Below are 25,609 nucleotides of genomic sequence, written 5' to 3' on the forward strand. Positions count from 1 at the left end.
GATAAACGGTTCATTGAATGTTTCAAACTTTTTTGGTTAAGTCCTCGATCGATTAGTATTCGTCAGCTCCATGTGTCACCACACTTCCACCTCGAACCTATCTACCTCATCGTCTTTGAGGGATCTTACTTACTTGCGTAATGGGAAATCTCATCTTGAGGGGGGCTTCATGCTTAGATGCTTTCAGCACTTATCCCGTCCACACATAGCTACCCAGCGATGCCTTTGGCAAGACAACTGGTACACCAGCGGTGTGTCCATCCCGGTCCTCTCGTACTAAGGACAGCTCCTCTCAAATTTCCTACGCCCACGACGGATAGGGACCGAACTGTCTCACGACGTTCTGAACCCAGCTCGCGTACCGCTTTAATGGGCGAACAGCCCAACCCTTGGGACCGACTACAGCCCCAGGATGCGATGAGCCGACATCGAGGTGCCAAACCTCCCCGTCGATGTGGACTCTTGGGGGAGATAAGCCTGTTATCCCCGGGGTAGCTTTTATCCGTTGAGCGATGGCCCTTCCATGCGGAACCACCGGATCACTAAGCCCGTCTTTCGACCCTGCTCGACTTGTAGGTCTCGCAGTCAAGCTCCCTTGTGCCTTTACACTCTACGAATGATTTCCAACCATTCTGAGGGAACCTTTGGGCGCCTCCGTTACCTTTTAGGAGGCGACCGCCCCAGTCAAACTGTCCGCCTGACACTGTCTCCTGCCCCGCTAAGGGGCATGGGTTAGAATTTCAATACAACCAGGGTAGTATCCCACCGACGCCTCCTTCGAAGCTGGCGCTCCGAGATCTCTGGCTCCTACCTATCCTGTACAAGTTGTACCAAAATTCAATATCAGGCTACAGTAAAGCTCCACGGGGTCTTTCCGTCCTGTCGCGGGTAACCTGCATCTTCACAGGTACTATAATTTCACCGAGTCTCTCGTTGAGACAGTGCCCAGATCGTTACGCCTTTCGTGCGGGTCGGAACTTACCCGACAAGGAATTTCGCTACCTTAGGACCGTTATAGTTACGGCCGCCGTTTACTGGGGCTTCAATTCGCAGCTTCGCTTGCGCTAACCACTCCTCTTAACCTTCCAGCACCGGGCAGGCGTCAGCCCCTATACGTCACCTTACGGTTTTGCAGAGACCTGTGTTTTTGCTAAACAGTCGCCTGGGCCTATTCACTGCGGCTCTCGTGCGCTTGCACGCTCAAGAGCACCCCTTCTCCCGAAGTTACGGGGTCATTTTGCCGAGTTCCTTAACGAGAGTTCTCTCGCACACCTTAGGATTCTCTCCTCGACTACCTGTGTCGGTTTGCGGTACGGGCACCTCTCACCTCGATAGAGGCTTTTCTTGGCAGTGTGAAATCAGGAACTTCGTCCATACGGACTCGCCATCACAGCTCAACGTTACAGTGTGCGGATTTGCCTACACACACGCCTTACTGCTTGGACGCGCACAACCAACGGCGCGCTTACCCTATCCTACTGCGTCCCCCCATTTCTCAAACGGTGAGGAGGTGGTACAGGAATATCAACCTGTTGTCCATCGCCTACGCCTATCGGCCTCGGCTTAGGTCCCGACTAACCCTGAGCGGACGAGCCTTCCTCAGGAAACCTTAGTCATACGGTGGACGGGATTCTCACCCGTCTTTCGCTACTCATACCGGCATTCTCACTTCTAAGCGCTCCACCAGTCCTTCCGGTCTGACTTCAACGCACTTAGAACGCTCTCCTACCACTGACATCGTAGATGTCAATCCACAGCTTCGGTGAATCGTTTAGCCCCGATACATTTTCGGCGCAGCGTCACTCGACCAGTGAGCTATTACGCACTCTTTAAATGATGGCTGCTTCTAAGCCAACATCCTGGTTGTCTGTGCAACGCCACATCCTTTTCCACTTAACGATTACTTTGGGACCTTAGCTGGTGGTCTGGGCTGTTTCCCTTTTGACTACGGATCTTATCACTCGCAGTCTGACTCCCGTGTATAAATATCTGGCATTCGGAGTTTGTCTGAATTCGGTAAACCGGGATGGCCCCCTAGTCCAAACAGTGCTCTACCTCCAGTATTCTCATCACGAGGCTAGCCCTAAAGCTATTTCGGAGAGAACCAGCTATCTCCAAGTTCGATTGGAATTTCTCCGCTACCCACACCTCATCCCCGCACTTTTCAACGTGCGTGGGTTCGGGCCTCCAGTAAGTGTTACCTCACCTTCACCCTGGACATGGGTAGATCACCTGGTTTCGGGTCTACGACCACGTACTAATTCGCCCTATTCAGACTCGCTTTCGCTGCGGCTCCGCCTTCTAAAGCTTAACCTCGCACGTAATCGTAACTCGCCGGTTCATTCTACAAAAGGCACGCTATCACCCATTAACGGGCTCTAACTACTTGTAGGCACACGGTTTCAGGATCTCTTTCACTCCCCTTCCGGGGTGCTTTTCACCTTTCCCTCACGGTACTGGTTCACTATCGGTCACTAGGTAGTATTTAGCCTTGGGAGATGGTCCTCCCGGATTCCGACGGAATTTCACGTGTTCCGCCGTACTCAGGATCCACTCTGGAGGGAACGAACTTTCGACTACAGGGCTTTTACCTGCTCTGGCGGACCTTTCCAAGTCGCTTCATCTAACTCATTCCTTTGTAACTCCGTATAGAGTGTCCTACAACCCCAAGAGGCAAGCCTCTTGGTTTGGGCTCTTCCCGTTTCGCTCGCCGCTACTCAGGGAATCGATTTTTCTTTCTCTTCCTCCAGGTACTTAGATGTTTCAGTTCCCTGGGTCTGCCTTCAAGACGCTATGTATTCACGTCAAGATACTACGCGATTAAACGTAGTGGGTTCCCCCATTCGGAAATCTCCGGATCAAAGCTCACTTACAGCTCCCCGAAGCATATCGGTGTTAGTGCCGTCCTTCTTCGGCTCCTAGTGCCAAGGCATTCGCCGTGCGCCCTTAATAACTTAACCTACAGCTTCCGATATACATCGTAATACAGCGTCAGCTTCATTCGTTCAATCAGTCACGTACGAAAGTACGCTCCTTCACTCACTCAATCGCTTCCTTGTCTTACTCGTATCTCGAAACCTTTTAATGTTATTAAGCCTATAAAAAAACTTAAAAAAATAAATGTGTTTGTTACAATTTCAATGTCGTTTTATCCAGTTTTCAAAGAACAAATAATAAATTGGTGGAGCCTAGCGGGATCGAACCGCTGACCTCCTGCGTGCAAGGCAGGCGCTCTCCCAGCTGAGCTAAGGCCCCAAGAGGTTATATATGGTGGGCCTAAATGGACTCGAACCATCGACCTCACGCTTATCAGGCGTGCGCTCTAACCAGCTGAGCTATAGGCCCTCTTGGAAGTTTTATAATATTGTTTATAAACCTTCAAAACTGAACGCAAAACGTAATCTTACAAACCCAAGGTTTGTATTCCGAAAATATCCTTAGAAAGGAGGTGATCCAGCCGCACCTTCCGATACGGCTACCTTGTTACGACTTCACCCCAATCATCTATCCCACCTTCGGCGGCTGGCTCCAAAAGGTTACCTCACCGACTTCGGGTGTTACAAACTCTCGTGGTGTGACGGGCGGTGTGTACAAGGCCCGGGAACGTATTCACCGCGGCATGCTGATCCGCGATTACTAGCGATTCCGGCTTCATGTAGGCGAGTTGCAGCCTACAATCCGAACTGAGAACGACTTTATCGGATTAGCTCCCTCTCGCGAGTTGGCAACCGTTTGTATCGTCCATTGTAGCACGTGTGTAGCCCAGGTCATAAGGGGCATGATGATTTGACGTCATCCCCACCTTCCTCCGGTTTGTCACCGGCAGTCACCTTAGAGTGCCCAACTAAATGATGGCAACTAAGATCAAGGGTTGCGCTCGTTGCGGGACTTAACCCAACATCTCACGACACGAGCTGACGACAACCATGCACCACCTGTCACCGTTGTCCCCGAAGGGAAAACTATATCTCTACAGTGGTCAACGGGATGTCAAGACCTGGTAAGGTTCTTCGCGTTGCTTCGAATTAAACCACATGCTCCACCGCTTGTGCGGGCCCCCGTCAATTCCTTTGAGTTTCAGTCTTGCGACCGTACTCCCCAGGCGGAGTGCTTAATGCGTTAGCTGCAGCACTAAGGGGCGGAAACCCCCTAACACTTAGCACTCATCGTTTACGGCGTGGACTACCAGGGTATCTAATCCTGTTTGCTCCCCACGCTTTCGCGCCTCAGTGTCAGTTACAGACCAGATAGTCGCCTTCGCCACTGGTGTTCCTCCAAATCTCTACGCATTTCACCGCTACACTTGGAATTCCACTATCCTCTTCTGCACTCAAGTCTCCCAGTTTCCAATGACCCTCCACGGTTGAGCCGTGGGCTTTCACATCAGACTTAAGAAACCACCTGCGCGCGCTTTACGCCCAATAATTCCGGACAACGCTTGCCACCTACGTATTACCGCGGCTGCTGGCACGTAGTTAGCCGTGGCTTTCTAATAAGGTACCGTCAAGGTACAGCCAGTTACTACTGTACTTATTCTTCCCTTACAACAGAGTTTTACGAACCGAAATCCTTCTTCACTCACGCGGCGTTGCTCCATCAGGCTTTCGCCCATTGTGGAAGATTCCCTACTGCTGCCTCCCGTAGGAGTCTGGGCCGTGTCTCAGTCCCAGTGTGGCCGATCACCCTCTCAGGTCGGCTACGCATCGTTGCCTTGGTGAGCCGTTACCTCACCAACTAGCTAATGCGCCGCGGGCCCATCCTATAGCGACAGCCGAAACCGTCTTTCAGAATTGTCTCATGAGAGACAAAAGATTATTCGGTATTAGCCCCGGTTTCCCGGAGTTATCCCAAACTATAGGGTAGGTTGCCCACGTGTTACTCACCCGTCCGCCGCTGACGTCAAAGGAGCAAGCTCCTTATCTGTCCGCTCGACTTGCATGTATTAGGCACGCCGCCAGCGTTCGTCCTGAGCCAGGATCAAACTCTCCATAAAAGAAATTTGATTAGCTCAAATTGTTTTGCTGGCATCAATTTTGATGTCCAAAATTTTGTTTCGTTCGCTAACGAAGTTAGCTACTAAAAACTATATTGATTACGTTTTGCTTGTTCAGTTTTCAAGGTTCATTTTGTTTCGTTTAGTGCGTCACCTCTTGGCGACTCATTAATAATATCAAGTTTCATAATCTATGTCAACACTTTCTCTAAAAAAATTAAAATAGTTTTTAATGACATGGATTTTCTCCTTATATTATGCAAATTAAAAAGGCAATCTAGATGCTTAATGACTGCCTTATTAATACTTTGTTCTATTATTCATTTGTAATTATTCGTGAAATATAGAAAGTGCGATTTTTACCTAAATCAAAAATCTCTCCTGTAATACTTAATTTAATAATTGGACGAGTTGGAGCAAATCTATTAACAAACATTACTTCTCCACGTTCAAGATTTGAAAGCTCAATAATTGTACCGATAGGTAAGTCTGCAACTAAATCAATTAGTGCTCTAACTACTTTAATATCAAACTTTCCAAACTCAGACTCATTAATCATTTCTATAACTTTAAACGAAGATTGTTTAGATCGATAGATGCGTTCACATGTCATAGCATGAAAAACATCTGCAACAGCAATAATCTGTGCAAAGATAGATATATTAGCGATTTTCTCACCTTTAGGATAGCCGCTTCCATTTAAGCGCTCATGATGCTGAAAAATTGCTTCTTTTATTGTATCTTTTAAGATTGTTAAATCCTTTACCATGTTGTAGCTATAAATAGGATGTTTATAAATCTCTGCAAATTCCTGTTCGGTTAATGACGTTTTTTTATCTCGAATACGTGGATGGATTTTAGCCATTCCGCAATCTGCTAATAAACCGCCAATTGCAATTTGAATTGTTAGCCCTTTATCATAACCTAATTTTTGAGCAATAACGGAAGAAATCAAAGCTGTACCTACACAATGATGGTATAAATAATCTTTAGGATTAGAATACTCGTTTAAATTGAAAATTATTGTACGATCTTCTAATACCATATCCAATAAAGGCAAAATAATTGTACGAGCTTTTGTAATATCTACTTTTGCACCAGCTTCCCAATTTTTGAACTCTCTTTTAAATTGTTCAACAGAATTGTCGTATACTCTTTTAAATGTTGGGATGGCTTCTGGTAGGATAGCAAAATCTATTTCTTGTTCGGTTTCTACTAAAACTTCCTTTACATTATCTTTATATACAGGAGCTCTTGAAATATTAAAAGCACTAAAAACTTGTAAATGTTCATGAGATACTACTGTATCTTTGAAGATAATAGGATATTGTGTATTAGCAAAAATATCTTCAGAAATAACTTTTCCTAAACGTAATTCTGAAATTGGGACATGTACCGTTTCCACGAAATTAAACACCTCTTTACTATTTCACTTACTTAAACTAAGGTCTAATAATATATTATCACGAATTTCTAAATTATTACTTATTTTTCATGATATATAATAAAAACCGATGAGCAGCAACAAGTGCTGTCTTCATCGGTCTTTTTTTATTCTTCTATTTGCTCATTTTCATTTTCAATTTCGTTTTCATCGGACACATCTTCGTCTTCTTTTTCTACTTTCGCAACAGTAGCAACAAGTTCGTCATCTCCTAAACGAATTAAACGAACGCCTTGCGTACTACGACCGATTAATGAAATATCATTTACATCCATACGTATAAGCATGCCGTTGATAGTAATAAGCATTAAATCTTCAGAACCATCGACGGTTTTAACAGCTACCATAGGACCATTTTTGTCGGTAATTTGAATTGTTTTTAAACCAACGCCACCACGACTCTGTAAACGATACTCCTCTTCGGTTGTACGTTTACCATAGCCTTTTGCGGTAACAACTAAAATTTCTTGCCCTGGTTCAACTATTTCCATACCAACTACTTCGTCACCATCACGTAGTTTAATACCACGGACACCGCCTGCTGTACGCCCCATTGAACGAATATCCTCTTCTTGGAAACGAACAAGCATCCCATCACGTGTACCAATAATAACTTGCTTAATACCATCCGTTAAACGAACAGCAATTAAATCATCATCTTCTCGTAAACTAATAGCAATTAAGCCATTTGTACGGATATTAGCAAATTGAGATACTGGCGTACGCTTCGTAATACCTGTTTTCGTCGTAAAGATAAAATAAGCATCCTTATCGAATGAATCTACGCGAATCATTGCTGTAACTTTTTCACCTTTATCGATGTTAAGTAAGTTAACGATAGGTAAACCTTTAGCTGTACGTCCATACTCAGGAATTTCGTAACCTTTTGCACGGAATACTTTCCCCTTAGATGTGAAGAATAAAATAGTATCATGCGTAGATGTATTCATAAGGTGTTCTACGAAATCATCATCGTTCGTACCCATTCCTTGTACACCGCGGCCACCACGCTTTTGACTGCGGTATGTATTGGCAGCTAAGCGCTTAATATAACCATTGTGCGTTAAAGTAACAACTGAATTTTCTACAGGAATTAAATCCTCATCTTCAATCATTTCCATACCGCCAGATGTTATTTCTGTACGACGAGCATCACTGAAGCGTTCTTTAAGCTCTAATATTTCGGTACGAATAATATCAACAATTTTAGCTTCATCAGCTAAGATTGCTTTTAATTCAGCAATTAGCACTTGCAGCTCTTGATATTCAGCTTCTATTTTTTCTCGCTCTAATCCACTCAAACGAACTAAACGCATATCTAAAATTGCTTGCGCCTGACGTTCAGATAAATTAAATCGCTCCATTAATTGTGGTTTTGCTTCTTCCCCACTACGAGAACCACGAATAATCGCGATAATTTCATCGATATGGTCAAGTGCAATACGTAAGCCTTCTAAAATGTGTGCACGATCTTCCGCTTTCTTTAAGTCAAATTCAGTACGGCGACGAATAATGACTTTTTGATGCTCTAAATAATGATAAAGCATCTCTTTTATACCCATTACTTTTGGCTGTCCATTTACTAACGACAACATATTAACACCGAAGCTTGATTGCATCGCTGTTTGTTTATATAGATTATTTAAAACGACGTTAGCATTTGCATCTTTTCGTATTTCAATAACCACTCGCATACCACGGCGGTCAGATTCATCACGTAAATTAGTAATGCCATCGATTTTTTTATCGCGTACGAGCTCAGCAATCTTTTCGATTAGTTTTGCTTTATTTACTTGATAAGGTAATTCATGAATTAGAATTGTTTCCTTACCATTTGATTTTTGCTCAATTTCTACTTTAGCTCGAATAATAATAGAGCCACGACCGCTTTCATAAGCACGGCGAATACCACTACGTCCTAAAATTATTCCACCAGTCGGGAAATCTGGTCCTGGAATAATTTCCATCAATTCTTCGGTTGTAATTGCAGGATTTTCAGATAGTGCTAACACCCCATCAATCGTTTCCCCAAGATTATGTGGAGGAATGTTTGTAGCCATACCAACGGCAATCCCTGCCGCACCATTTACTAATAAGTTTGGATAGCGACTTGGTAAAACAACTGGTTCTTTTTCAGAACCATCATAGTTATCCGTATAGTCAATTGTATTTTTATTAATGTCACGAAGCATTTCCATTGCAATGCGGGACATACGTGATTCTGTATAACGCATCGCCGCAGCTCCGTCACCATCGACAGAACCAAAGTTCCCGTGACCATCAACTAGCATATAACGATAACTAAAATCTTGCGCCATACGTACCATTGCATCATAAATAGAGGAGTCACCATGTGGATGGTACTTACCCATTACATCCCCAACGATACGTGCTGATTTTTTATACGCTTTATCTGCTGTATTACCTAGCTCCTGCATGCCGTATAAAATACGACGATGAACTGGTTTTAATCCATCACGTACATCTGGTAATGCACGCGAAACGATTACACTCATGGCATAATCGAGGAAGGATGTTTCTATTTCTTCTGTTATATTAACTCCTTTTACTCCGGAGCGTTCTTGTTCTGACAAAGTGTAGACCTCCCCTCAAGAAAAATTAAATATCTAAATTAGCGTATACCGCATTTTCTTCAATGAATTGACGACGAGGTTCTACTTCATCGCCCATTAAGCGTTCAAAAGCTTCATTTGCTTTAATTGCATCATCTAACTCTACTTGTAACAATGTGCGGTGCTCTGGATCCATCGTTGTATCCCATAGCTGCTCTGCGTTCATTTCCCCAAGACCTTTATAACGTTGAACAACAGGCTTTGGCATACTTGATAATCTTCCTAAAATCTCTTGTAGCGCAATATCATCATAGCAATATTCAACATGCTTACCTTGCTTCACTTGATATAGTGGTGGCTGTGCAATATAAATATAGCCAGCATCTACTAGCGGTCGTAGGAAACGGAAGAAGAATGTTAACAGTAACGTACGAATATGCGCTCCGTCTACGTCGGCATCCGTCATAATAATGATTTTATGATAACGGGCTTTTTCTAAATTAAATTCCTCGCCAATACCAGTACCGAATGCTGTAATCATTGCGCGAATTTCTGCATTCGATAAAATTTTATCTAATCGTGCTTTTTCTACGTTCAAAATTTTACCACGTAAAGGTAAAATCGCTTGGAAATGACGGTCACGTCCAGATTTTGCAGAACCACCAGCAGAGTCACCCTCTACAATGTAAATTTCACATTCAGCAGGATTTGTGGAAGAACAGTCTGCAAGTTTACCAGGCAAACTTGATACTTCAAGCGCTGACTTACGGCGTGTAAATTCACGGGCCTTTTTCGCTGCTACACGTGCACGAGCAGCCATTAAGCCTTTATCAATAATTTTACGTGCTACTGTTGGGTTTTCTAACATAAATCGTTCAAAACCATCTGAGAATAATGCATTCGTAATTTGGCTTACCTCTGAGTTACCAAGCTTTGTTTTCGTTTGTCCTTCAAATTGAGGATCAGGGTGCTTGATAGATATAATAGCCGTTAACCCTTCTCGAACGTCTTCACCTGTAAGGTTGGCATCAGCTTCTTTTAACAAACCATTTTTACGTGCGTAATCGTTGATAACACGAGTAAGTGCTGTTTTAAAGCCAGACTCATGTGTACCACCTTCGTACGTATTGATATTATTAGCGAATGAGAAAATATTCGATGAAAATCCTGCATTATATTGCATGGCTATTTCAATTGAAATACCATCCTTTTCACCAAGAACATCGATTGGTTCATGGATAGGCTCTTTAGATTTATTTAAGTGCTCTACATAAGAACGAATACCACCCTCATAATGATATGTAGTAGAACGTACCTCATCTTCACGCTCATCTGCAATTGTAATTCGAATACCGCGATTTAAATAAGCTAGTTCGCGAATACGGTGTGCTAAAATATCGAATTCATAAACTGTTGTTTCTTTGAAAATTTCAGGGTCTGCTTTAAAACGAGTTGTTGTTCCGTTATGATCTGTCTCACCAATAACAGTTAATGCTTGTTTCGTTTGACCACGTTCAAATTTAATTTCGTGAATATGTCCCTCACGATGAACTTGAACGATTGTCTCAACTGATAAAGCATTTACAACCGAGGCCCCTACACCATGAAGACCACCAGATACTTTATATCCTCCACCGCCGAATTTACCACCTGCATGGAGCACTGTCATAATTACTTCGACAGCTGGTTTACCCATTTTTTCTTGAATACTAACAGGAATTCCTCGACCATTATCCTCTACACGAATCCAGTTATCTTTTTCAATCGTAACAGAGATATCAGTACAAAATCCTGCAAGTGCTTCATCAATACTATTATCAACAATTTCCCACACCAAATGGTGGAGACCTTTAGAACTTGTTGAACCAATATACATCCCTGGTCTTTTACGAACCGCTTCTAAACCTTCTAATACCTGTATCTGATCGGCTTCATACGCTTGATCTTGTAAACCTTCGTTTTCTATAGCCACGGCTTCCATCTACTCCTTCATAACATCATTGTGTGTAAATGAATGAACAGTCAACCGAGCTGACTATTACCATTCTTTTATAATCTAAAAAACTCCCTGGCTAACTTTCTTCAATCGCACCTTGTTTCACGTGGAACAGCTGTGCATGTTCCATCGTCTCATGATGAATTCCATCAACACTTGTAGTCGTTACAAAGGTTTGGACTTCACCTTGAATGGTGTTTAATAAATGCGATTGGCGATAATCGTCGAGTTCCGACAATACATCATCTAAAAGTAGAATGGGTGTTTCATTTGTTTCTTGTTTAATTAACTCAATTTCGGCAAGCTTTAATGATAATGCAGTTGTACGTTGCTGCCCTTGAGAGCCATATGTTTGCACATCATAGTCGTTCACTAAAAATTGTAAATCGTCTCGATGTGGTCCAACCATAGTGACGCCACGATCGAATTCGCGGTCCTTAACCTCTATTAGCTTTTTAAGTAAAATATCTTCAATTTCACCCGTTGTCTGTCCCTTATCAATACCTGCTACGGTGCGGTATTTAATAACTAAAGTTTCTTTGCCTTGTGAAATTCCTGCATGTATTGGTTCTGCCCACTCTTGTAACAAATCCATAAATTGAAATCTTTTTCGAATAATTTGGGTAGCTGCGTGAATATACTGCTCATTATAAACATCATACATCACGTCATTAGTCATTAACTTGCCCTGATTCATTTTCAAATAATGATTTCGTTGTTTTAAAATCTTCTGAAAGGTTAATAAATCATGTAAGTAGACTGGCGAAATTTGACCAATCTCCATATCGATAAAACGTCGTCGTATTTGTGGACTTCCCTTTACAACATTTAAATCTTCTGGCGCAAACATCACTACATTCATTTGACCGATATAATGGCTCAGGCGACTTTGTTCAATATGATTAATCTTACCTTTTTTGCCTTTTTTCGTAATGGTAAGCTCAATCGGTAAAATACCATGCCTTTTTTGAACGGCCCCTTCTATTTTACCATAGTCTGAATCCCAACGTATCAATTCTTTATCGTTCGTCGTACGATGCGATTTTGCCATCGCTAATACGTAGATAGATTCCATGACATTTGTTTTCCCTTGGGCATTTTCACCAATAAATACATTTATTTTTGGAGAGAAATTTAACGCCAAAGCGTCATAATTACGGTAATTTGTAAGTTTTAACTGCTCTATATGCATAATTTATTGTCCAGTAGGCCCAACTATTCGGAATCGGCCACACCCAGGGATATTTACAACATCTCCGTTACGTAATTTGCGACCACGGCGATCGTCTACCTCGCCATTTACGTAAACATCATTTTCGTGTAAAAACCATTTTGCCATTCCGCCTGAGCTAATAGCATCGGTCATTTTTAATAGTTGCCCTAATGTGACAAACTCTACGTCGATTTCAATGTCTTTCATAGCTGTGTTACCCTCCAAATACAGAATGTCTATCTCTCTATCATACCTAAAAATGCATGATAAGTAAAAAAAGATAGCCGCATCTCGCGACTATCCTAAAGTTTATCCAAATAAAGTAAACATAACACAATTTCTTTACATTGCTCCACTAATATAAATTAGATGATCAATATGTTCGCACTGGTAAAATAAGTTGTAGAATCGCATCATCATGCACAGAACGTAAAATAAATGGTCTCATAGCGCCTGTAAATTGAATGACTACATCTTGGCCATCAATCGCTTTTAATGCTTCCATCATGTATTTTGCGCTAAAGGAAATTTTTAAGCCTTCCCCTTCTAATGCTTCTACAGGTATTTCTTCTTGTACTTTACCAATCTCAGGAGAATTCGATGAAACTTCAACAGCTTGACTATCTAAAATTTCAAATCGCACGACATTATTACGATCACCTCGTGCCACTAGTGATGCACGGTCGATTGCTTGTAACAATGCTTTACCGTTAATCGTTACATTTGTTTGATATTCTTCTGGAATTAAACGTGATGTATCTGGATAGTTCCCTTCAAGCAAGCGAGAGAAGAATAATACATCTCCTGTTTTAAATAAAACTTGCTGACTTGTAATAACAATTTGGACAAGGTTTGTAGAGTCTTCTAGTACTTTGTTTAACTCATTTAAACTTTTACCTGGAATAACAACACTATGTTCAACTTCTGGTAAATCTTCTAGTTGAACTTTACGTCTTGCTAAACGGTGGCTATCTGTTGCAACACAGATTAATGTTTCATTTTTTATCTGCCAGTTTACACCTGTCAACACGGGTCTGCTTTCAGAAGTAGCAACTGCAAACACTGTTTCACGGATAATTGATTTTAGTAGGTCAGCAGGTATAGTAAATTTTTGATCTTCCGTTAATTCGGGTAATAAAGGATATTCCGCTGCATCTGAGCCAATTAAATGGAATTCCGATTTACCTGAGCGAATATGCGTTTGGAAACCTGTTGTTACTTGTATTTCTACTTCATTTGTTGGCAATTTACGTACGATTTCATTGAACATACGAGCTTGTACGACAATAGAACCTGTTTCTGTAATATGAATAATTTGTTGTCCATCTTCTTCTACTGGAATAAATGTTTGAATTGTAATATCAGCATCACTACCAGTTAAACGAATTCCTTCGTTTGTTACATCGATTTTTATCCCCGTTAATATTGGAATAGTTGTTTTTGAACTTACAGCTTTCATGACATCATTTAAACCTTCTAGTAAACGGTCACGTAAAATATCAAATTTCATTTCTTTTCCCTCACATATTTATATTATTTATTTATTTAAATATAAAAGATATAGTAATAGGCCCTGTGGATTTGTGGATAAGTGCTTCTATGTGAATAAAATCAGTCTATCCACATGTAGATAGACTGTGTATAAGTTTGTGTTTAAATATTTGAGTTGTCCACAAGATTATTTTCCTAGCATGCTACGAATTTGTTTAATATCTTGTTGCAATTGAGTGTCATTTTTCAACAACGAAGATATTTTTTCATGAGCATGGATGACCGTAGTATGGTCACGACCACCAAACTCTTCGCCAATTTTCGGCAATGAGAAGTCTGTTAATTCGCGCGATAAAAACATCGCAATTTGTCGAGGAAACGCGATTAGTTTCGTTCGTTTTTTAGCTGAAAAGTCTTCTAAACGAATATTAAAGTGCTCCCCTACGGCATTTTGAATGTCTAATATCGTTACAGTTCTTGGCTTCGCATTAGGAATAATATCTTTTAACGCTTCAGCGGCTAATGTAGCAGTAATATCTTTGTTAACTAGAGATGAGTACGCTACGACACGAATAAGCGCACCTTCAAGCTCCCGAATATTGGAGTCAATCTGGTTCGCAATATAGAGCATTACCTCGTTCGGTACATCCAAACCGTCCGCTTTTGCTTTTTTTCGTAGAATGGCAATACGTGTTTCTAAATCTGGTGGTGCTATATCTGTGATAAGCCCCCATTCAAATCGAGAACGTAAGCGATCCTCTAAAGTCGGGATTTCCTTAGGTGGACGGTCACTAGAAATGACAATTTGTTTGGATTCCTCATGTAATGTGTTAAAAGTATGGAAAAATTCTTCTTGAGTAGATTCTTTTCCAGCAAGGAATTGAATATCATCAATTAGCAGTACATCTACATTACGATATTTATTGCGAAAATCGAGTGCTTTATTATCACGAATAGAGTTAATAAACTCATTCGTAAATTTTTCTGATGATAAGTACACGACTTTTGCATTTGGATTATGTTCTAACACATAATGGCCAATTGCGTGCATTAAATGCGTTTTGCCAAGCCCTACGCCCCCATAGATAAAGAATGGGTTATAGGCCTTTGCAGGGGCCTCAGCGACAGCTAATGATGCAGCATGAGCAAAGCGGTTTCCAGAGCCAATAACGAACGTATCAAATGTATATTTCGGATTTAACATTCCTGGTGAAATATCATGTTGGTCGTTATTTTTTGCTTGGATAATCGGCGCTGGTAAGTCAAAATCGTCCGAATCCTGGTTTTTTTGAACAACAAATTTAATAAGCAAGTCTTCGCCTGTTAGCTCCGTTAATATACCTGTAATCAAATGAATATAATGATTTTCAAGCCAGTCTCGAGCAAACGAATTTGGCGCGGCAATCGTCACTGTCGAACCACTTCCATTGTAAGAAAGTAATTTTGTAGACTTTAGCCACGTTTCAAAGCTTGGTTTAGAAATTTTTTGTTCAACTTGAGCCAGGACATTATTCCATAATTCTTCTAAATGTTCCAAGCTGCTATTCTCCTTTACAGTTCAATACATATACAGCAATAAAAAAAGATAGTGCATTTATGTGATAAGTAAATACGTTCATTTTACGACTAATCCACAAAATCACAAGCTGTGGATAAGACTTAACCAAAGGCTGTGATAAAAATTATCCACAGCATATCAACAGTTGTGGATAAAAGAATAGTTCGTTTTAGTTTTCAACAAAGTGAAGCACAGTAATCGTATCAGAAAAACAAAGCTATTTCAATAGTTTATGAAACTTATCCACATAACCTTGATTTACTCACTTTTGAGTTGTCCACAAGCACTGCTTATGTGAAAAAGCTGTAGATAACAGTTGTGGATAAAAAATGCGGCAAAAAATACTATACACAAGTCTGTGTAAAAAAAACAAGTATTCTGTGGATAATTTAAAAGAGGGAAATTAAAAATATAGATTATATGGTTTAAAAGAATTTTATAAAATTCATTGACAAAATAGCCGTTTACTTTATATAATATGCAGGTCTGTATGTTGAAAAATTCAACTTTCATTCAGGAGGTGTCTATATACAATGAAACGTACTTACCAACCAAAGAAACGTAAGCACAGCAAAGTTCACGGTTTCCGCGCACGTATGAGCACGAAAAACGGTCGCAAAGTTCTTGCTGCTCGTCGTCGTAAAGGAAGAAAAGTTTTATCAGCATAAAATAAGTCCACTGAGCCACATCAGTGGTCTTTTTTTTCTTTATTTTTTGAAGCCGATAAGGATCAAAAGTATAATTTAGTAGCAGGTGAAAGTAATGAAAAAACGCCAACGAGTGAAAAAGAATGAGGATTTTCAAAAGGTGTTTAAAAAGGGTAAATCTTTCGCGAATCGACAGTTTGTCGTTTATTTTTTACCGAAAGAGGGACAAGCAGAATTTCGCGTAGGTTTATCAGTTAGTAAAAAACTTGGTAATGCGGTAACACGCAACCAAATTAAACGTTATATTCGACAAAGCGTTCATGAATTAAAAGATGAACTAAAGCCGAATATGGACTATGTTATTATCGCCAGACATCCGGCGGCCACTATGGATTTTCATGAAGTGAAACAAAGTTTGCAGCATGTACTACGAATTGCTAGAGTTTTAAAGAAATCGTAATATATACGGCAACCAAAGTGGCGATAAAGTACACTTATAAAAGATTCCACGATAACTTATGTAAATTAAGTAAACACTTTACTGCATGAGCCTATAATAATTGGCATATTTAGTAGAGTGAAAGCTAATTTGCATGATAAAATAACTGATAACTTTATTCTTTCCATAATAAAATTGAATAAAGACAACGCATATAGATTTAAGAAAAGTGAATAGTAATTGTAGGGGGAAGACGGTTGAAGAAACAACTTTGGGTAATTTTGTCGCTAGTATCAGTAGCATTACTACTATCTGGATGTACAGAATTTAATGAACCAATATCCAAAGAAAGCCAAGGCTTCTGGAATGAATTCATTGTTTGGCCGCTAGTATCAGCAATTAAATATTTTGCTGATTTACTTGGTACTTATGCATGGGGGATTATTGCGGTAACAATTATTATTCGTTTAGCGATTCTTCCATTGATGATTAAACAAACGAAGAGCTCTAAAAAAATGCAAGAAATTCAGCCGAAATTGAAGGAATTGCAGAAGAAGTATGCTTCTAAGGATGCACAAACACAGAAACAATATCAGCAAGAAATGATGAAGCTGATGAGTGAATCCGGTGTAAACCCAGTTGCTGGATGTTTACCAGTAGTCATTCAAATGCCAATTTTAATTGGTTTCTACCATGCGATTAGCCGAATGAATGCTACACCTGCTTTTGATTTAGGAAATTTCTTTATCTTCCCATTAGCAGAATCTGCACCTGCTTTGGCAATAATTGCTGGTATCATGCAATTTTTCGTTTTACGTACGGGTCCAGCAATGGATAACCCTCAAATGAAAATAATGATGTATATTATGCCATTCATGATTATTGGTTTTGGTATGGCGTTACCAGCTGCATTATCACTATATTGGGTAATCGGGAACATTATCTCGATTCTTCAAAACCTGTATATTTATAAACCTTGGCAAAAAAATAAAACACAACCTGCTCAAAATGGAGGGGCTAAAAAGTGAAACAACTTACGCAAATAGGCGCAACAACACAAGAAGCGATCTCATTGGCGTTACAGAAACTTGGCAAAACCCGTGAACAAGTAGATGTTGAAGTTTTACAAGAAGGTAAAAAAGGATTTTTAGGTTTTGGAGCACGTTCTGCAGAAGTGCGTGTGACTGTAAAGGAAGTACAAGTTCGTCCAACTACGGAAATGCCCATCGTAGCTGAGCAAGGTGAGGCAGCTACTGAGCAATTGAACGAACAAAAGGTAGTGGATGACGTTGAAAAATTAATTTCACAAGTTTCAGAACAACCAATGGACATCGAAGCTATTCAACAAGTAGTTACAGAAGTAAAAAAAGAGGAAGAAGATCACTCTATAAATCCGATCGAAGAGGCAAAAGCTTACCTAGTATGTATAGCTGAGCAATTGGACATTCAAGATCTAAACATTGAAACAAAGCGCGAAGGCAAATATGTGCTGTTTCAATTGAATAGTGAGAAAGCAGCGCTGCTGATAGGGAAACGTGGTCAAACGTTAAATTCCTTACAGCAATTAACACAACTTGTATTAAATAAAACGGCTAAACAGTTCCTGATGGTTAAATTAGACGTTGAAAACTACCGAGAACGTCGCCAGGTAGCCTTAGAGCAACTGGCAGATCGTATGGCTGATAAGGCACTTCGTTTAAATCAACGTGTGGCATTTGAGCCGATGCAGTCATACGAAAGAAAAATTATTCATAATCAATTAGCGAATCGTCTCGATATTGAAACATATTCAGAAGGGACAGAACCGAATCGCTATTTAGTTATCGAACCAGTAAAGAAGGCTTAAGCTTTCTTTACGAAAAGGCATACAGACATATGCTATGAAAAAAACGGTCATTTTATCTATGATAAAGTGGCCGTTTTTTATGTCGTATAAACGAATCATTATGTGTGGCAATAAAACAAGTCATAACATGTCGTTTATTGCGTTTCACAGTGAAAAATGTTGAACGATAAATAAATGTTAGCTTATCCACAATTGGAAATGGTCCTTACTTTAGATTTTAACGAAAATATGTTAGTCTAAGATGTTAGAAAGTGTTGATCGGTTTTAATTATCCACATGTGGATAACGTTGAGGAGGTAGTAAAATGGAGTTCGATACAATTGCTGCGATATCCACACCTATGGGTGAAGGTGCTATTGCTATAGTTCGATTAAGTGGAGATGAAGCGGTAGCCATTGCAGATAAAATATTTAAATCGCCTGGTGGGAAAAGTTTAACGAAGCAGGCTTCACATACAATTCATTATGGACACTTAGTAGATCCTAAAACAAACGAGGTAGTAGAAGAAGTTATGCTATCGTTCATGCGAGGACCGAAAACGTTCACGCGTGAGGATGTAATAGAGATCAATTGTCACGGAGGACTTGTATCAGTTAATCGAGTATTAAAATTAGTATTAACGAATGGTGCAAGACTTGCAGAGCCAGGTGAATTTACAAAACGTGCATTTTTAAATGGTCGTATTGATTTATCGCAGGCCGAAGCGGTGATGGATTTAATTCGAGCAAAAACAGATCGAGCGATGAATGTAGCGCTTGGTCAAATGGATGGAAAATTATCTCGCCTCATCGGTGATTTACGCCAAGCATTGCTAGAGACATTAGCGCAAGTAGAGGTTAATATAGATTATCCAGAGTATGATGATGTAGAAGAAATGACAGTGCCCGTATTGCTTGAAAAATGTACATGGGTGCGCAATGAAATTATTAAACTTTTACAAACGTCATCTCAGGGCAAAATTTTACGTGAAGGCTTATCGACTGTTATTTTAGGACGACCGAATGTAGGGAAATCTTCACTTCTAAATAGTTTAGTGCAAGAAAATAAAGCGATTGTGACAGATATAGCAGGTACAACTCGTGATATTATAGAAGAGTACGTAAATGTCCGTGGTGTACCTCTTCGTTTAGTGGATACTGCTGGTATACGTGAAACAGAAGATATTGTGGAACGAATTGGTGTGGAACGTTCTCGTGAGGCGTTACAAAGCGCAGATTTAATTTTGTTCGTATTAAACTATGCGGATGAATTAACGATTGAGGATGAGCGCTTATTCGAAACAATTGAGGCGATGGATTATATCGTCATTGTCAATAAAACAGATTTACCGCAAAAAATCGATTTAGCTCGTGTAAAAGAATTAGCAGGTAGTCATCGTATTGTGACTACATCTCTTTTACAAGAAGAAGGAATAACAGAATTAGAGGAAGCAATTGCTGCATTATTCTTCGAGGGGCAAATTGAAGCGGGCGATTTAACATATGTATCAAATGCACGACATATTGCATTACTCCACCAAGCGCAAGCGACCGTAGAGGACGCATTAGCTGGAGCACAGGCTGGAATACCAGTTGATATGGTGCAAATAGATGTTACAAGAACTTGGGAAATACTTGGTGAAATTATTGGGGATACAGTGCAAGAAAGCTTAATAAATCAACTATTTTCGCAGTTCTGTTTAGGAAAATAAATCTACTAGAGAAGGGAAGATACGAGCATGCCAACACAATATGAGGCAGGCACGTTTGATGTGATTGTTATTGGAGCAGGTCATGCAGGCGCAGAAGCTGCGTATGCTGCTGCTAAAATGGGCGCTAACACGCTTATGTTAACAATCAACTTAGATATGATTGCATTTATGCCATGTAACCCATCCATTGGTGGTCCTGCAAAAGGGATTGTCGTACGTGAAATTGACGCACTAGGTGGAGTCATGGGGAAAGTTATTGATAAAACGCATATTCAAATGCGTATGTTAAATACAGGGAAAGGTCCAGCTGTACGTGCATTACGTGCACAAGCGGACAAAGTACTATATCAACACGAAATGAAACGCGTGTTAGAAGAAAATGAAAACTTAACGATTCACCAAGCTATGGTGGAAGAGTTAATTATCGAAGAAGGCGAAGTAAAAGGGGTTATTACACAAATTGGCGCCATTTATCGTGCCGACGCAGTAATCGTTACAACAGGTACTTTCCTACGTGGTGAAATTATTATTGGCGATATGAAATATTCAAGTGGCCCGAATAACCAACAGCCTTCCATTCGCTTAGCGGATAATTTAAAAGAATTAGGTTTTGACCTTGTACGTTTTAAAACAGGAACACCACCTCGTGTAAATAGCCGTACAATTGATTATTCTAAAACAGAAATACAACCAGGTGATGATGTCCCACGGGCATTTAGTTTTGAAACAACGGAATTCATCATGGATCAACTTCCATGTTGGTTAACATATACAAGCCTTCAAACACATGAAATTATTGAAGCCAATTTACATCTTTCACCGATGTACTCAGGTATGATTAAAGGAACTGGCCCGCGCTATTGTCCTTCAATTGAAGATAAAGTCGTGCGATTTAATGATAAACCGCGCCACCAAATCTTTTTAGAGCCAGAAGGTCGCAATACAAGAGAAGTTTATGTACAAGGTTTATCGACAAGCTTACCTGAGCATGTGCAACAACGTTTGCTAAAATCAATTCCAGGGTTAGAACAAGCTGAAATGATGCGAGCAGGCTATGCTATTGAGTACGATGCCATTGTGCCAACACAATTATGGCCAACTTTAGAAACAAAACGCATTAAAGGCTTATATACAGCAGGACAAATTAATGGAACATCTGGCTATGAAGAAGCAGCTGCTCAAGGTTTGATGGCAGGGATGAATGCTGCTGCCAACGTCCTTGGTAAAGAAGAACTGATTTTAAGCCGTTCAGAAGCTTATATAGGTGTATTAATCGATGATTTAGTAACGAAGGGTACGAATGAGCCTTATCGTCTTCTAACGTCTCGTGCCGAATATCGATTACTATTGCGTCATGATAATGCAGATTTACGCTTAGTCGAACACGGTTATAAAATGGGCATGTTATCACAGCAACGATATGAAAAATTCATGGAGAAAAAGGCATTAATAGAAAATGAAATTGCCCGCCTTCGTGAAGTCATTATTAAACCGAACGAAGCAACGCAATCTGCCATTCGCTCTGTAGGCGGTAGCGAGCTAAAAGATGGAATCCGTGGAGCAGATTTATTAAAACGTACGGAAATGCACTATGATTTAGTCTCTTCATTAATACCAACGGATATTGAACTTTCGGATGAAGTAAAAGAGCAAATCGAAATTCAGCTAAAATATGAAGGGTATATTGAAAAGGCATTGCAACAAGTTGAAAAGCTTCATAAAATGGAAAATAAAAAAATTCCAGAAAACATTGATTATGACGCCATTTCAGGTCTTGCAACAGAAGCACGCCAAAAATTAAAACAAGTTACACCACTTTCTATTGCACAGGCGTCTCGAATTTCTGGTGTAAACCCTGCAGACATTTCGATTTTACTTGTCTACATTGAACAAGGAAAAATCGCGCGTGTAAGTGGCGAATAATAGAGTAACAGCAAAGTGAATAAGAGGCGGGCATACCATTGTGCCCGCTTCCTATTTTTAGGCTATGTTATGACTCAAGGTTGATTGCCCCCTATTCGGCATGACAATCACCATTTAGACAATACTGAGCCATTTTTTAAAAGGAGACCTTACATGAACGAACAACAATTTATTGAGGCATTGAAGGACAAGGGCATTGAGCTTTCTGAAAAGCAAGTTGCACAGTTCAAAAAGTATTTCGAGCTGCTTGTCGAGTGGAATGAAAAGATGAACCTAACGGCTATTACAGATTTTGAAGGCGTCTATTTAAAACATTTCTATGATTCAATTAGTGCCTCGTTTTATTTTGATTTTACAAAGGTAACGACAGTTTGTGATGTAGGAGCAGGAGCGGGCTTCCCAAGTATTCCGATTAAAATCTGCTTCCCACATTTACAAGTAACAATTGTAGATTCTTTAAATAAACGAATTACATTTTTAAATCATTTAAGTGATGAATTACAGTTAGATCATATGCATTTTGTCCATGCTCGCGCAGAGGAATTCGGTCAAAATGTAAAATATCGTGAGCAATTTGATGTTGTGACAGCCCGTGCAGTAGCTCGCTTGTCTGTACTATCAGAATTATGTGTGCCATTGGCAAAACAGGGCGGTTATTTTGTTGCATTAAAGGCTTCCGCAGGTCCTGAAGAATTAAAAGATGCAAAAAAAGCATTGGTTACTTTAGGTGTTTCACTAAAAGAAGAATATTCTTTCTCTCTACCTGTTGAAGAAAGTGAACGTACTTTATATGTTTTTGATAAAATAAAAGGAACACCAAAAAAATACCCGCGTAAACCTGGTGTACCAAATAAAACACCTATTCAATAATTAGTGTTTCATGTGAAACTTCTCAAACTGGAAAAATATTTTCTCTAGTTTGAGCATACATACTAGTTATGGATGGTTCACGCAAATGACATCTATGAACTATATACATTTTAGGAAATATAATAAATAATAATAGAATGAGACAGAGCAAGATAGTTACTTAAAGGTGGTGCCAATTGGATGAAAAGTCCTTTTTCACGTTTTTTTGGAGGCGGAAATAAAGCAGAGCCTATTGTGGAAAATGAAGTAGAACAAGCAGAGGCGGTTCGTACAACAGAAGAGGTCATTAAGCTTCCAATCGATCAAATTGTACCAAACCGTTTTCAGCCACGTACTATTTTTGATGACGAAAAAATTGAAGAATTATCAAGAACCATTCATACTCATGGTGTAATTCAACCAATTGTTGTACGTAGCACAGCAAACAATCAATATGAAATCATTGCAGGTGAGCGTCGTTATCGAGCAATGAAAAAGCTACAATGGACGGAAGTTCCTGCGATTGTACGAAATTTAACGGATAAGGAAACAGCATCAATTGCATTAATTGAAAACCTTCAACGTGAAGAGTTAACGGCAATTGAAGAAGCGGTAGCCTACCAAAAATTATTAGAGCTTCATGAACTGACACAAGAAGCACTGGCTCAACGTTTAGGAAAAGGACAATCCACGGTAGCCAATAAATTACGTTTATTAAAGCTTCCTGAAGAAGTGCAGCAAGCTATTTTAAAGCGTCAAATTTCTGAAAGACATGCCCGTGCACTAATTGCAATTAAAGATCAACCGTTGCAATTAGAAATTTTACATGGAACAATTGAAAATGATTGGAATGTGCGCCAGTTAGAAGAGCACATTCATACATTGCTACATCCTGAAGTGGCAGATCAAGAAGAAGATATGCCTAAAAAGGTAAAGCCAAAAAGGAAAGCAATTAGTAAAGATGTTCGTATTGCTTTGAATACAATTAAGCAATCGCTATCAATGGTGACGAAAAGTGGAATAACGGTTAAAACAGAGGAAGAGGATACCGAGGAATATTATCAAATTACAGTGAAAATCCCTAAAAAGAAGAAATCTTAATGAATATTTAATTATACTAAAAAAGTATTTTTCACTGTACTATATCTTCTGTAGAGAGGAGGATCTTAGAATTATTTCTAAGATGCCTCCTTTTTTGTATATATTCTTAATATTTTATACAACTCTATTCGTTTTTTTTGATAGAATGATAATTAAGATAGCGGTATTGAACAATGATTTTACAAATGGATTTGTCAAAGCAAACTTTGATGGATGAAAGCAGGTGCTTTTAAATGGGTAGAATTATAGCAATCGCCAATCAAAAGGGTGGCGTAGGGAAAACAACGACATCGGTCAATTTGAGCGCTTGTCTGGCATACTTAGGGAAAAAAGTGCTATTAATTGATACAGATCCACAGGGCAATACAACAAGTGGACTTGGCATTAATAAAGGTGAAATACAAAGTTGTATTTATGATGTCCTAATTGATGACGAAAATGTTGAAAATGTTGTTCAACAAACAAATGTAGAAAATCTATCAATCGTTCCTGCTACCATTTCACTAGCGGGGGCAGAGATTGAATTAGTATCAACGATTTCTAGGGAAGTACGTTTAAAGCATGCACTTCAAGATGTGAAAGAGGACTATGACTATATTATTATTGATTGTCCACCATCACTTGGGCTTTTAACGATTAATGCATTAACGGCATCAGACGCATTAATTATTCCTGTGCAATGCGAATATTATGCATTAGAAGGTTTAAGTCAATTATTGTCAACTGTACGTTTAGTGCAAAAACATTTGAATCAGCAACTATATATTGATGGTGTATTATTAACAATGCTTGATGCAAGAACTAATTTAGGTTTACAAGTAATTGATGAAGTAAAAAAATATTTTCAAGATAAAGTATATAAAACAATCATTCCTCGTAATGTACGATTAAGTGAGGCTCCGAGTCATGGACAGCCTATTATCATTTACGATGCAAAATCAAGAGGAGCTGAAGTTTATTTAGAGATGGCGAGGGAAGTGATAAAAAATGGCTAAAGGTTTAGGAAAAGGTATTGGTGCTCTATTTCCAGGAGAATCGTTAGAACAAAGCGGACAAGTAGAAGAAATACAGCTACAGCTAATCGTCGCAAATCCATTTCAGCCTCGTAAAATATTTGATGAAGAAGCATTGCAAGAATTAGCAGATTCGATTCATGAACATGGTATTTTACAACCAATTGCTGTACGAAAAAAAGCTAGGAAATATGAAATTGTTGCGGGCGAGCGTCGTTTTAGAGCAGCGCAAATGGCTGGGCTAGATATAATACCAGCGATTGTGAAAGAGCTAACAGACTCACAAATGATGGAACTGGCAATATTAGAAAACCTTCAGCGTGAAGATTTAACAGTTATTGAAGAGGCTGAAGCATATCAAAGTTTAATGGAAAACTTGCACTTAACACAAGAGGAGCTATCCAAGCGATTAGGTAAAAGTAGGCCACACATTGCCAATCACGTTCGATTATTAGCATTGCCAGAGGATGTTCGTGCATTAATGAATGACGGTACATTATCAATGGGGCAAGGACGTGCATTACTTGGGTTGAAAAATAAAAGAAGAATTCCCGAAATTGCGCTCAAGATTATAAAGCAAGGCTTGAACGTTCGCCAAGTTGAAATTTTAGTGCAAAATTTAAATGAAGAAGTTTCACGTGAAACATCGCAGCCGAAGAAGAAGGATATTTTTGTTGTAGCGAAGGAATCTCAATTGAGAGATTATTTTGGTACTAATGTCCAAATTAAAAAAGCAAATAATAAAGGTAAAATTGAAATCGAATTTTACTCAGAAGATGACTTAGAACGTATTTTGGAAATATTAAACATTCAAGAAGATGATTAATGGACCA

General features: G+C 39.6%; 17 protein-coding genes, 2 tRNA genes and 2 rRNA genes. 10 read left to right on the forward strand and 11 right to left on the reverse strand.

The features are described 5' to 3' along the window. Nucleotides 1–32: 32 nt before the first annotated feature. From JNUCC52_RS13605 to dnaA, 11 genes are all read right to left on the reverse strand, one after another. Nucleotides 33–2,960: ribosomal RNA gene (locus tag JNUCC52_RS13605) — 23S ribosomal RNA — on the reverse strand. Between the two features lie 219 nt (nt 2,961–3,179). Then, a tRNA-Ala gene (locus tag JNUCC52_RS13610) sits at nt 3,180–3,255 on the reverse strand. 13 nt (nt 3,256–3,268) lie between these two features. Next, a tRNA-Ile gene (locus JNUCC52_RS13615) sits at nt 3,269–3,345 on the reverse strand. A gap of 96 nt (nt 3,346–3,441) precedes the next feature. Continuing rightward, nucleotides 3,442–4,993: ribosomal RNA gene (locus JNUCC52_RS13620) — 16S ribosomal RNA — on the reverse strand. Together the 16S and 23S rRNA genes with 2 tRNA genes alongside form the textbook arrangement of a ribosomal RNA operon. 316 nt (nt 4,994–5,309) lie before the next feature. Beyond that, complete coding sequence (locus JNUCC52_RS13625; RefSeq protein WP_173479123.1) at nt 5,310–6,398, reverse strand: HD-GYP domain-containing protein; 1,089 nt, start codon at nt 6,396–6,398, stop codon at nt 5,310–5,312. 146 nt (nt 6,399–6,544) lie between these two features. Then, nucleotides 6,545–9,031, reverse strand: coding sequence for a DNA gyrase subunit A (gene gyrA, locus JNUCC52_RS13630; protein ID WP_173479124.1), 2,487 nt, complete (start codon nt 9,029–9,031; stop codon nt 6,545–6,547). 25 nt (nt 9,032–9,056) lie between these two features. Next, entirely contained in the window at nt 9,057–10,991 is a 1,935-nt protein-coding gene (gene gyrB / locus JNUCC52_RS13635) for a DNA topoisomerase (ATP-hydrolyzing) subunit B (protein ID WP_173479125.1), read from the reverse strand. A gap of 91 nt (nt 10,992–11,082) precedes the next feature. Then, nucleotides 11,083–12,198, reverse strand: a complete 1,116-nt coding sequence (gene recF / locus JNUCC52_RS13640; RefSeq protein WP_173479126.1) for a DNA replication/repair protein RecF — start codon at nt 12,196–12,198, stop codon at nt 11,083–11,085. 3 nt (nt 12,199–12,201) lie between these two features. Next, complete coding sequence (yaaA, locus tag JNUCC52_RS13645) at nt 12,202–12,426, reverse strand: S4 domain-containing protein YaaA (RefSeq protein WP_024364626.1); 225 nt, start codon at nt 12,424–12,426, stop codon at nt 12,202–12,204. A 166-nt stretch (nt 12,427–12,592) separates the two neighbouring features. Beyond that, nucleotides 12,593–13,729, reverse strand: a complete 1,137-nt coding sequence (dnaN, locus tag JNUCC52_RS13650; protein WP_173479127.1) for a DNA polymerase III subunit beta — start codon at nt 13,727–13,729, stop codon at nt 12,593–12,595. A gap of 168 nt (nt 13,730–13,897) precedes the next feature. Beyond that, nucleotides 13,898–15,247 (reverse strand): chromosomal replication initiator protein DnaA, encoded by a 1,350-nt coding sequence (gene dnaA, locus JNUCC52_RS13655; RefSeq protein WP_173479128.1) that lies wholly within the window; start codon nt 15,245–15,247, stop codon nt 13,898–13,900. A gap of 554 nt (nt 15,248–15,801) precedes the next feature. Here dnaA and rpmH point away from each other — a divergent pair. The 10 genes from rpmH (at nt 15,802) to JNUCC52_RS13705 (ending at nt 25,602) form a co-directional block, all read left to right on the forward strand. Then, entirely contained in the window at nt 15,802–15,936 is a 135-nt protein-coding gene (gene rpmH / locus JNUCC52_RS13660; protein ID WP_004233310.1) for a 50S ribosomal protein L34, read from the forward strand. Between the two features lie 94 nt (nt 15,937–16,030). Then, nucleotides 16,031–16,375: a ribonuclease P protein component gene (rnpA, locus tag JNUCC52_RS13665; protein ID WP_173479129.1), complete on the forward strand. Its 345-nt coding sequence runs from the start codon at nt 16,031–16,033 to the stop codon at nt 16,373–16,375. Nucleotides 16,376–16,611: 236 nt separating this feature from the next. Then, entirely contained in the window at nt 16,612–17,382 is a 771-nt protein-coding gene (yidC, locus tag JNUCC52_RS13670; RefSeq protein WP_173479130.1) for a membrane protein insertase YidC, read from the forward strand. Further along, nucleotides 17,379–18,200 (forward strand): RNA-binding cell elongation regulator Jag/EloR, encoded by an 822-nt coding sequence (jag, locus tag JNUCC52_RS13675; protein WP_337980151.1) that lies wholly within the window; start codon nt 17,379–17,381, stop codon nt 18,198–18,200. Before yidC ends, jag begins: the two co-directional genes overlap by 4 nt. Before the next feature lie 304 nt (nt 18,201–18,504). Then, nucleotides 18,505–19,890 carry a tRNA uridine-5-carboxymethylaminomethyl(34) synthesis GTPase MnmE gene (gene mnmE / locus JNUCC52_RS13680; RefSeq protein WP_173479132.1) on the forward strand — a complete coding sequence of 462 codons (1,386 nt, stop codon included), beginning with the start codon at nt 18,505–18,507 and terminating at the stop codon, nt 19,888–19,890. A 27-nt stretch (nt 19,891–19,917) separates the two neighbouring features. Continuing rightward, nucleotides 19,918–21,813, forward strand: coding sequence for a tRNA uridine-5-carboxymethylaminomethyl(34) synthesis enzyme MnmG (gene mnmG / locus JNUCC52_RS13685; protein ID WP_173479133.1), 1,896 nt, complete (start codon nt 19,918–19,920; stop codon nt 21,811–21,813). Nucleotides 21,814–21,966: 153 nt separating this feature from the next. Further along, nucleotides 21,967–22,683 (forward strand): 16S rRNA (guanine(527)-N(7))-methyltransferase RsmG, encoded by a 717-nt coding sequence (gene rsmG, locus JNUCC52_RS13690; RefSeq protein ID WP_173479134.1) that lies wholly within the window; start codon nt 21,967–21,969, stop codon nt 22,681–22,683. Between the two features lie 180 nt (nt 22,684–22,863). After that, nucleotides 22,864–23,763, forward strand: coding sequence for a nucleoid occlusion protein (gene noc / locus JNUCC52_RS13695; RefSeq protein WP_337980152.1), 900 nt, complete (start codon nt 22,864–22,866; stop codon nt 23,761–23,763). 233 nt (nt 23,764–23,996) lie between these two features. Continuing rightward, nucleotides 23,997–24,758 carry a ParA family protein gene (locus JNUCC52_RS13700; RefSeq protein ID WP_173479136.1) on the forward strand — a complete coding sequence of 254 codons (762 nt, stop codon included), beginning with the start codon at nt 23,997–23,999 and terminating at the stop codon, nt 24,756–24,758. Continuing rightward, the gene (locus tag JNUCC52_RS13705) at nt 24,751–25,602 is read left to right on the forward strand and encodes a ParB/RepB/Spo0J family partition protein (protein WP_173479137.1); all 852 of its coding nucleotides are present in this window, start codon (nt 24,751–24,753) and stop codon (nt 25,600–25,602) included. The genes JNUCC52_RS13700 and JNUCC52_RS13705 overlap by 8 nt, the downstream gene beginning before the upstream one ends. The last annotated feature ends 7 nt before the right edge of the window (nt 25,603–25,609 follow it).

It is taken from the genome of Lysinibacillus sp. JNUCC-52 (assembly GCF_015999545.1).
GTDB lineage: Bacteria > Bacillota > Bacilli > Bacillales_A > Planococcaceae > Lysinibacillus.

Excerpts from the sequence above, each read along its gene's own strand:
- gyrB (WP_173479125.1), bottom strand. The coding sequence starts at position 10,991 with ATGGAAGCCGTGGCTATAGAAAACGAAGGTTTACAAGATCAAGCGTAT.
- recF (WP_173479126.1), bottom strand. The coding sequence starts at position 12,198 with ATGCATATAGAGCAGTTAAAACTTACAAATTACCGTAATTATGACGCT.
- yaaA (WP_024364626.1), bottom strand. The coding sequence starts at position 12,426 with ATGAAAGACATTGAAATCGACGTAGAGTTTGTCACATTAGGGCAACTA.
- dnaN (WP_173479127.1), bottom strand. The coding sequence starts at position 13,729 with ATGAAATTTGATATTTTACGTGACCGTTTACTAGAAGGTTTAAATGAT.
- rpmH (WP_004233310.1), top strand. The coding sequence starts at position 15,802 with ATGAAACGTACTTACCAACCAAAGAAACGTAAGCACAGCAAAGTTCAC.
- rnpA (WP_173479129.1), top strand. The coding sequence starts at position 16,031 with ATGAAAAAACGCCAACGAGTGAAAAAGAATGAGGATTTTCAAAAGGTG.
- mnmE (WP_173479132.1), top strand. The coding sequence starts at position 18,505 with ATGGAGTTCGATACAATTGCTGCGATATCCACACCTATGGGTGAAGGT.
- mnmG (WP_173479133.1), top strand. The coding sequence starts at position 19,918 with ATGCCAACACAATATGAGGCAGGCACGTTTGATGTGATTGTTATTGGA.
- rsmG (WP_173479134.1), top strand. The coding sequence starts at position 21,967 with ATGAACGAACAACAATTTATTGAGGCATTGAAGGACAAGGGCATTGAG.
- noc (WP_337980152.1), top strand. The coding sequence starts at position 22,864 with ATGAAAAGTCCTTTTTCACGTTTTTTTGGAGGCGGAAATAAAGCAGAG.
- JNUCC52_RS13700 (WP_173479136.1), top strand. The coding sequence starts at position 23,997 with ATGGGTAGAATTATAGCAATCGCCAATCAAAAGGGTGGCGTAGGGAAA.
- JNUCC52_RS13705 (WP_173479137.1), top strand. The coding sequence starts at position 24,751 with ATGGCTAAAGGTTTAGGAAAAGGTATTGGTGCTCTATTTCCAGGAGAA.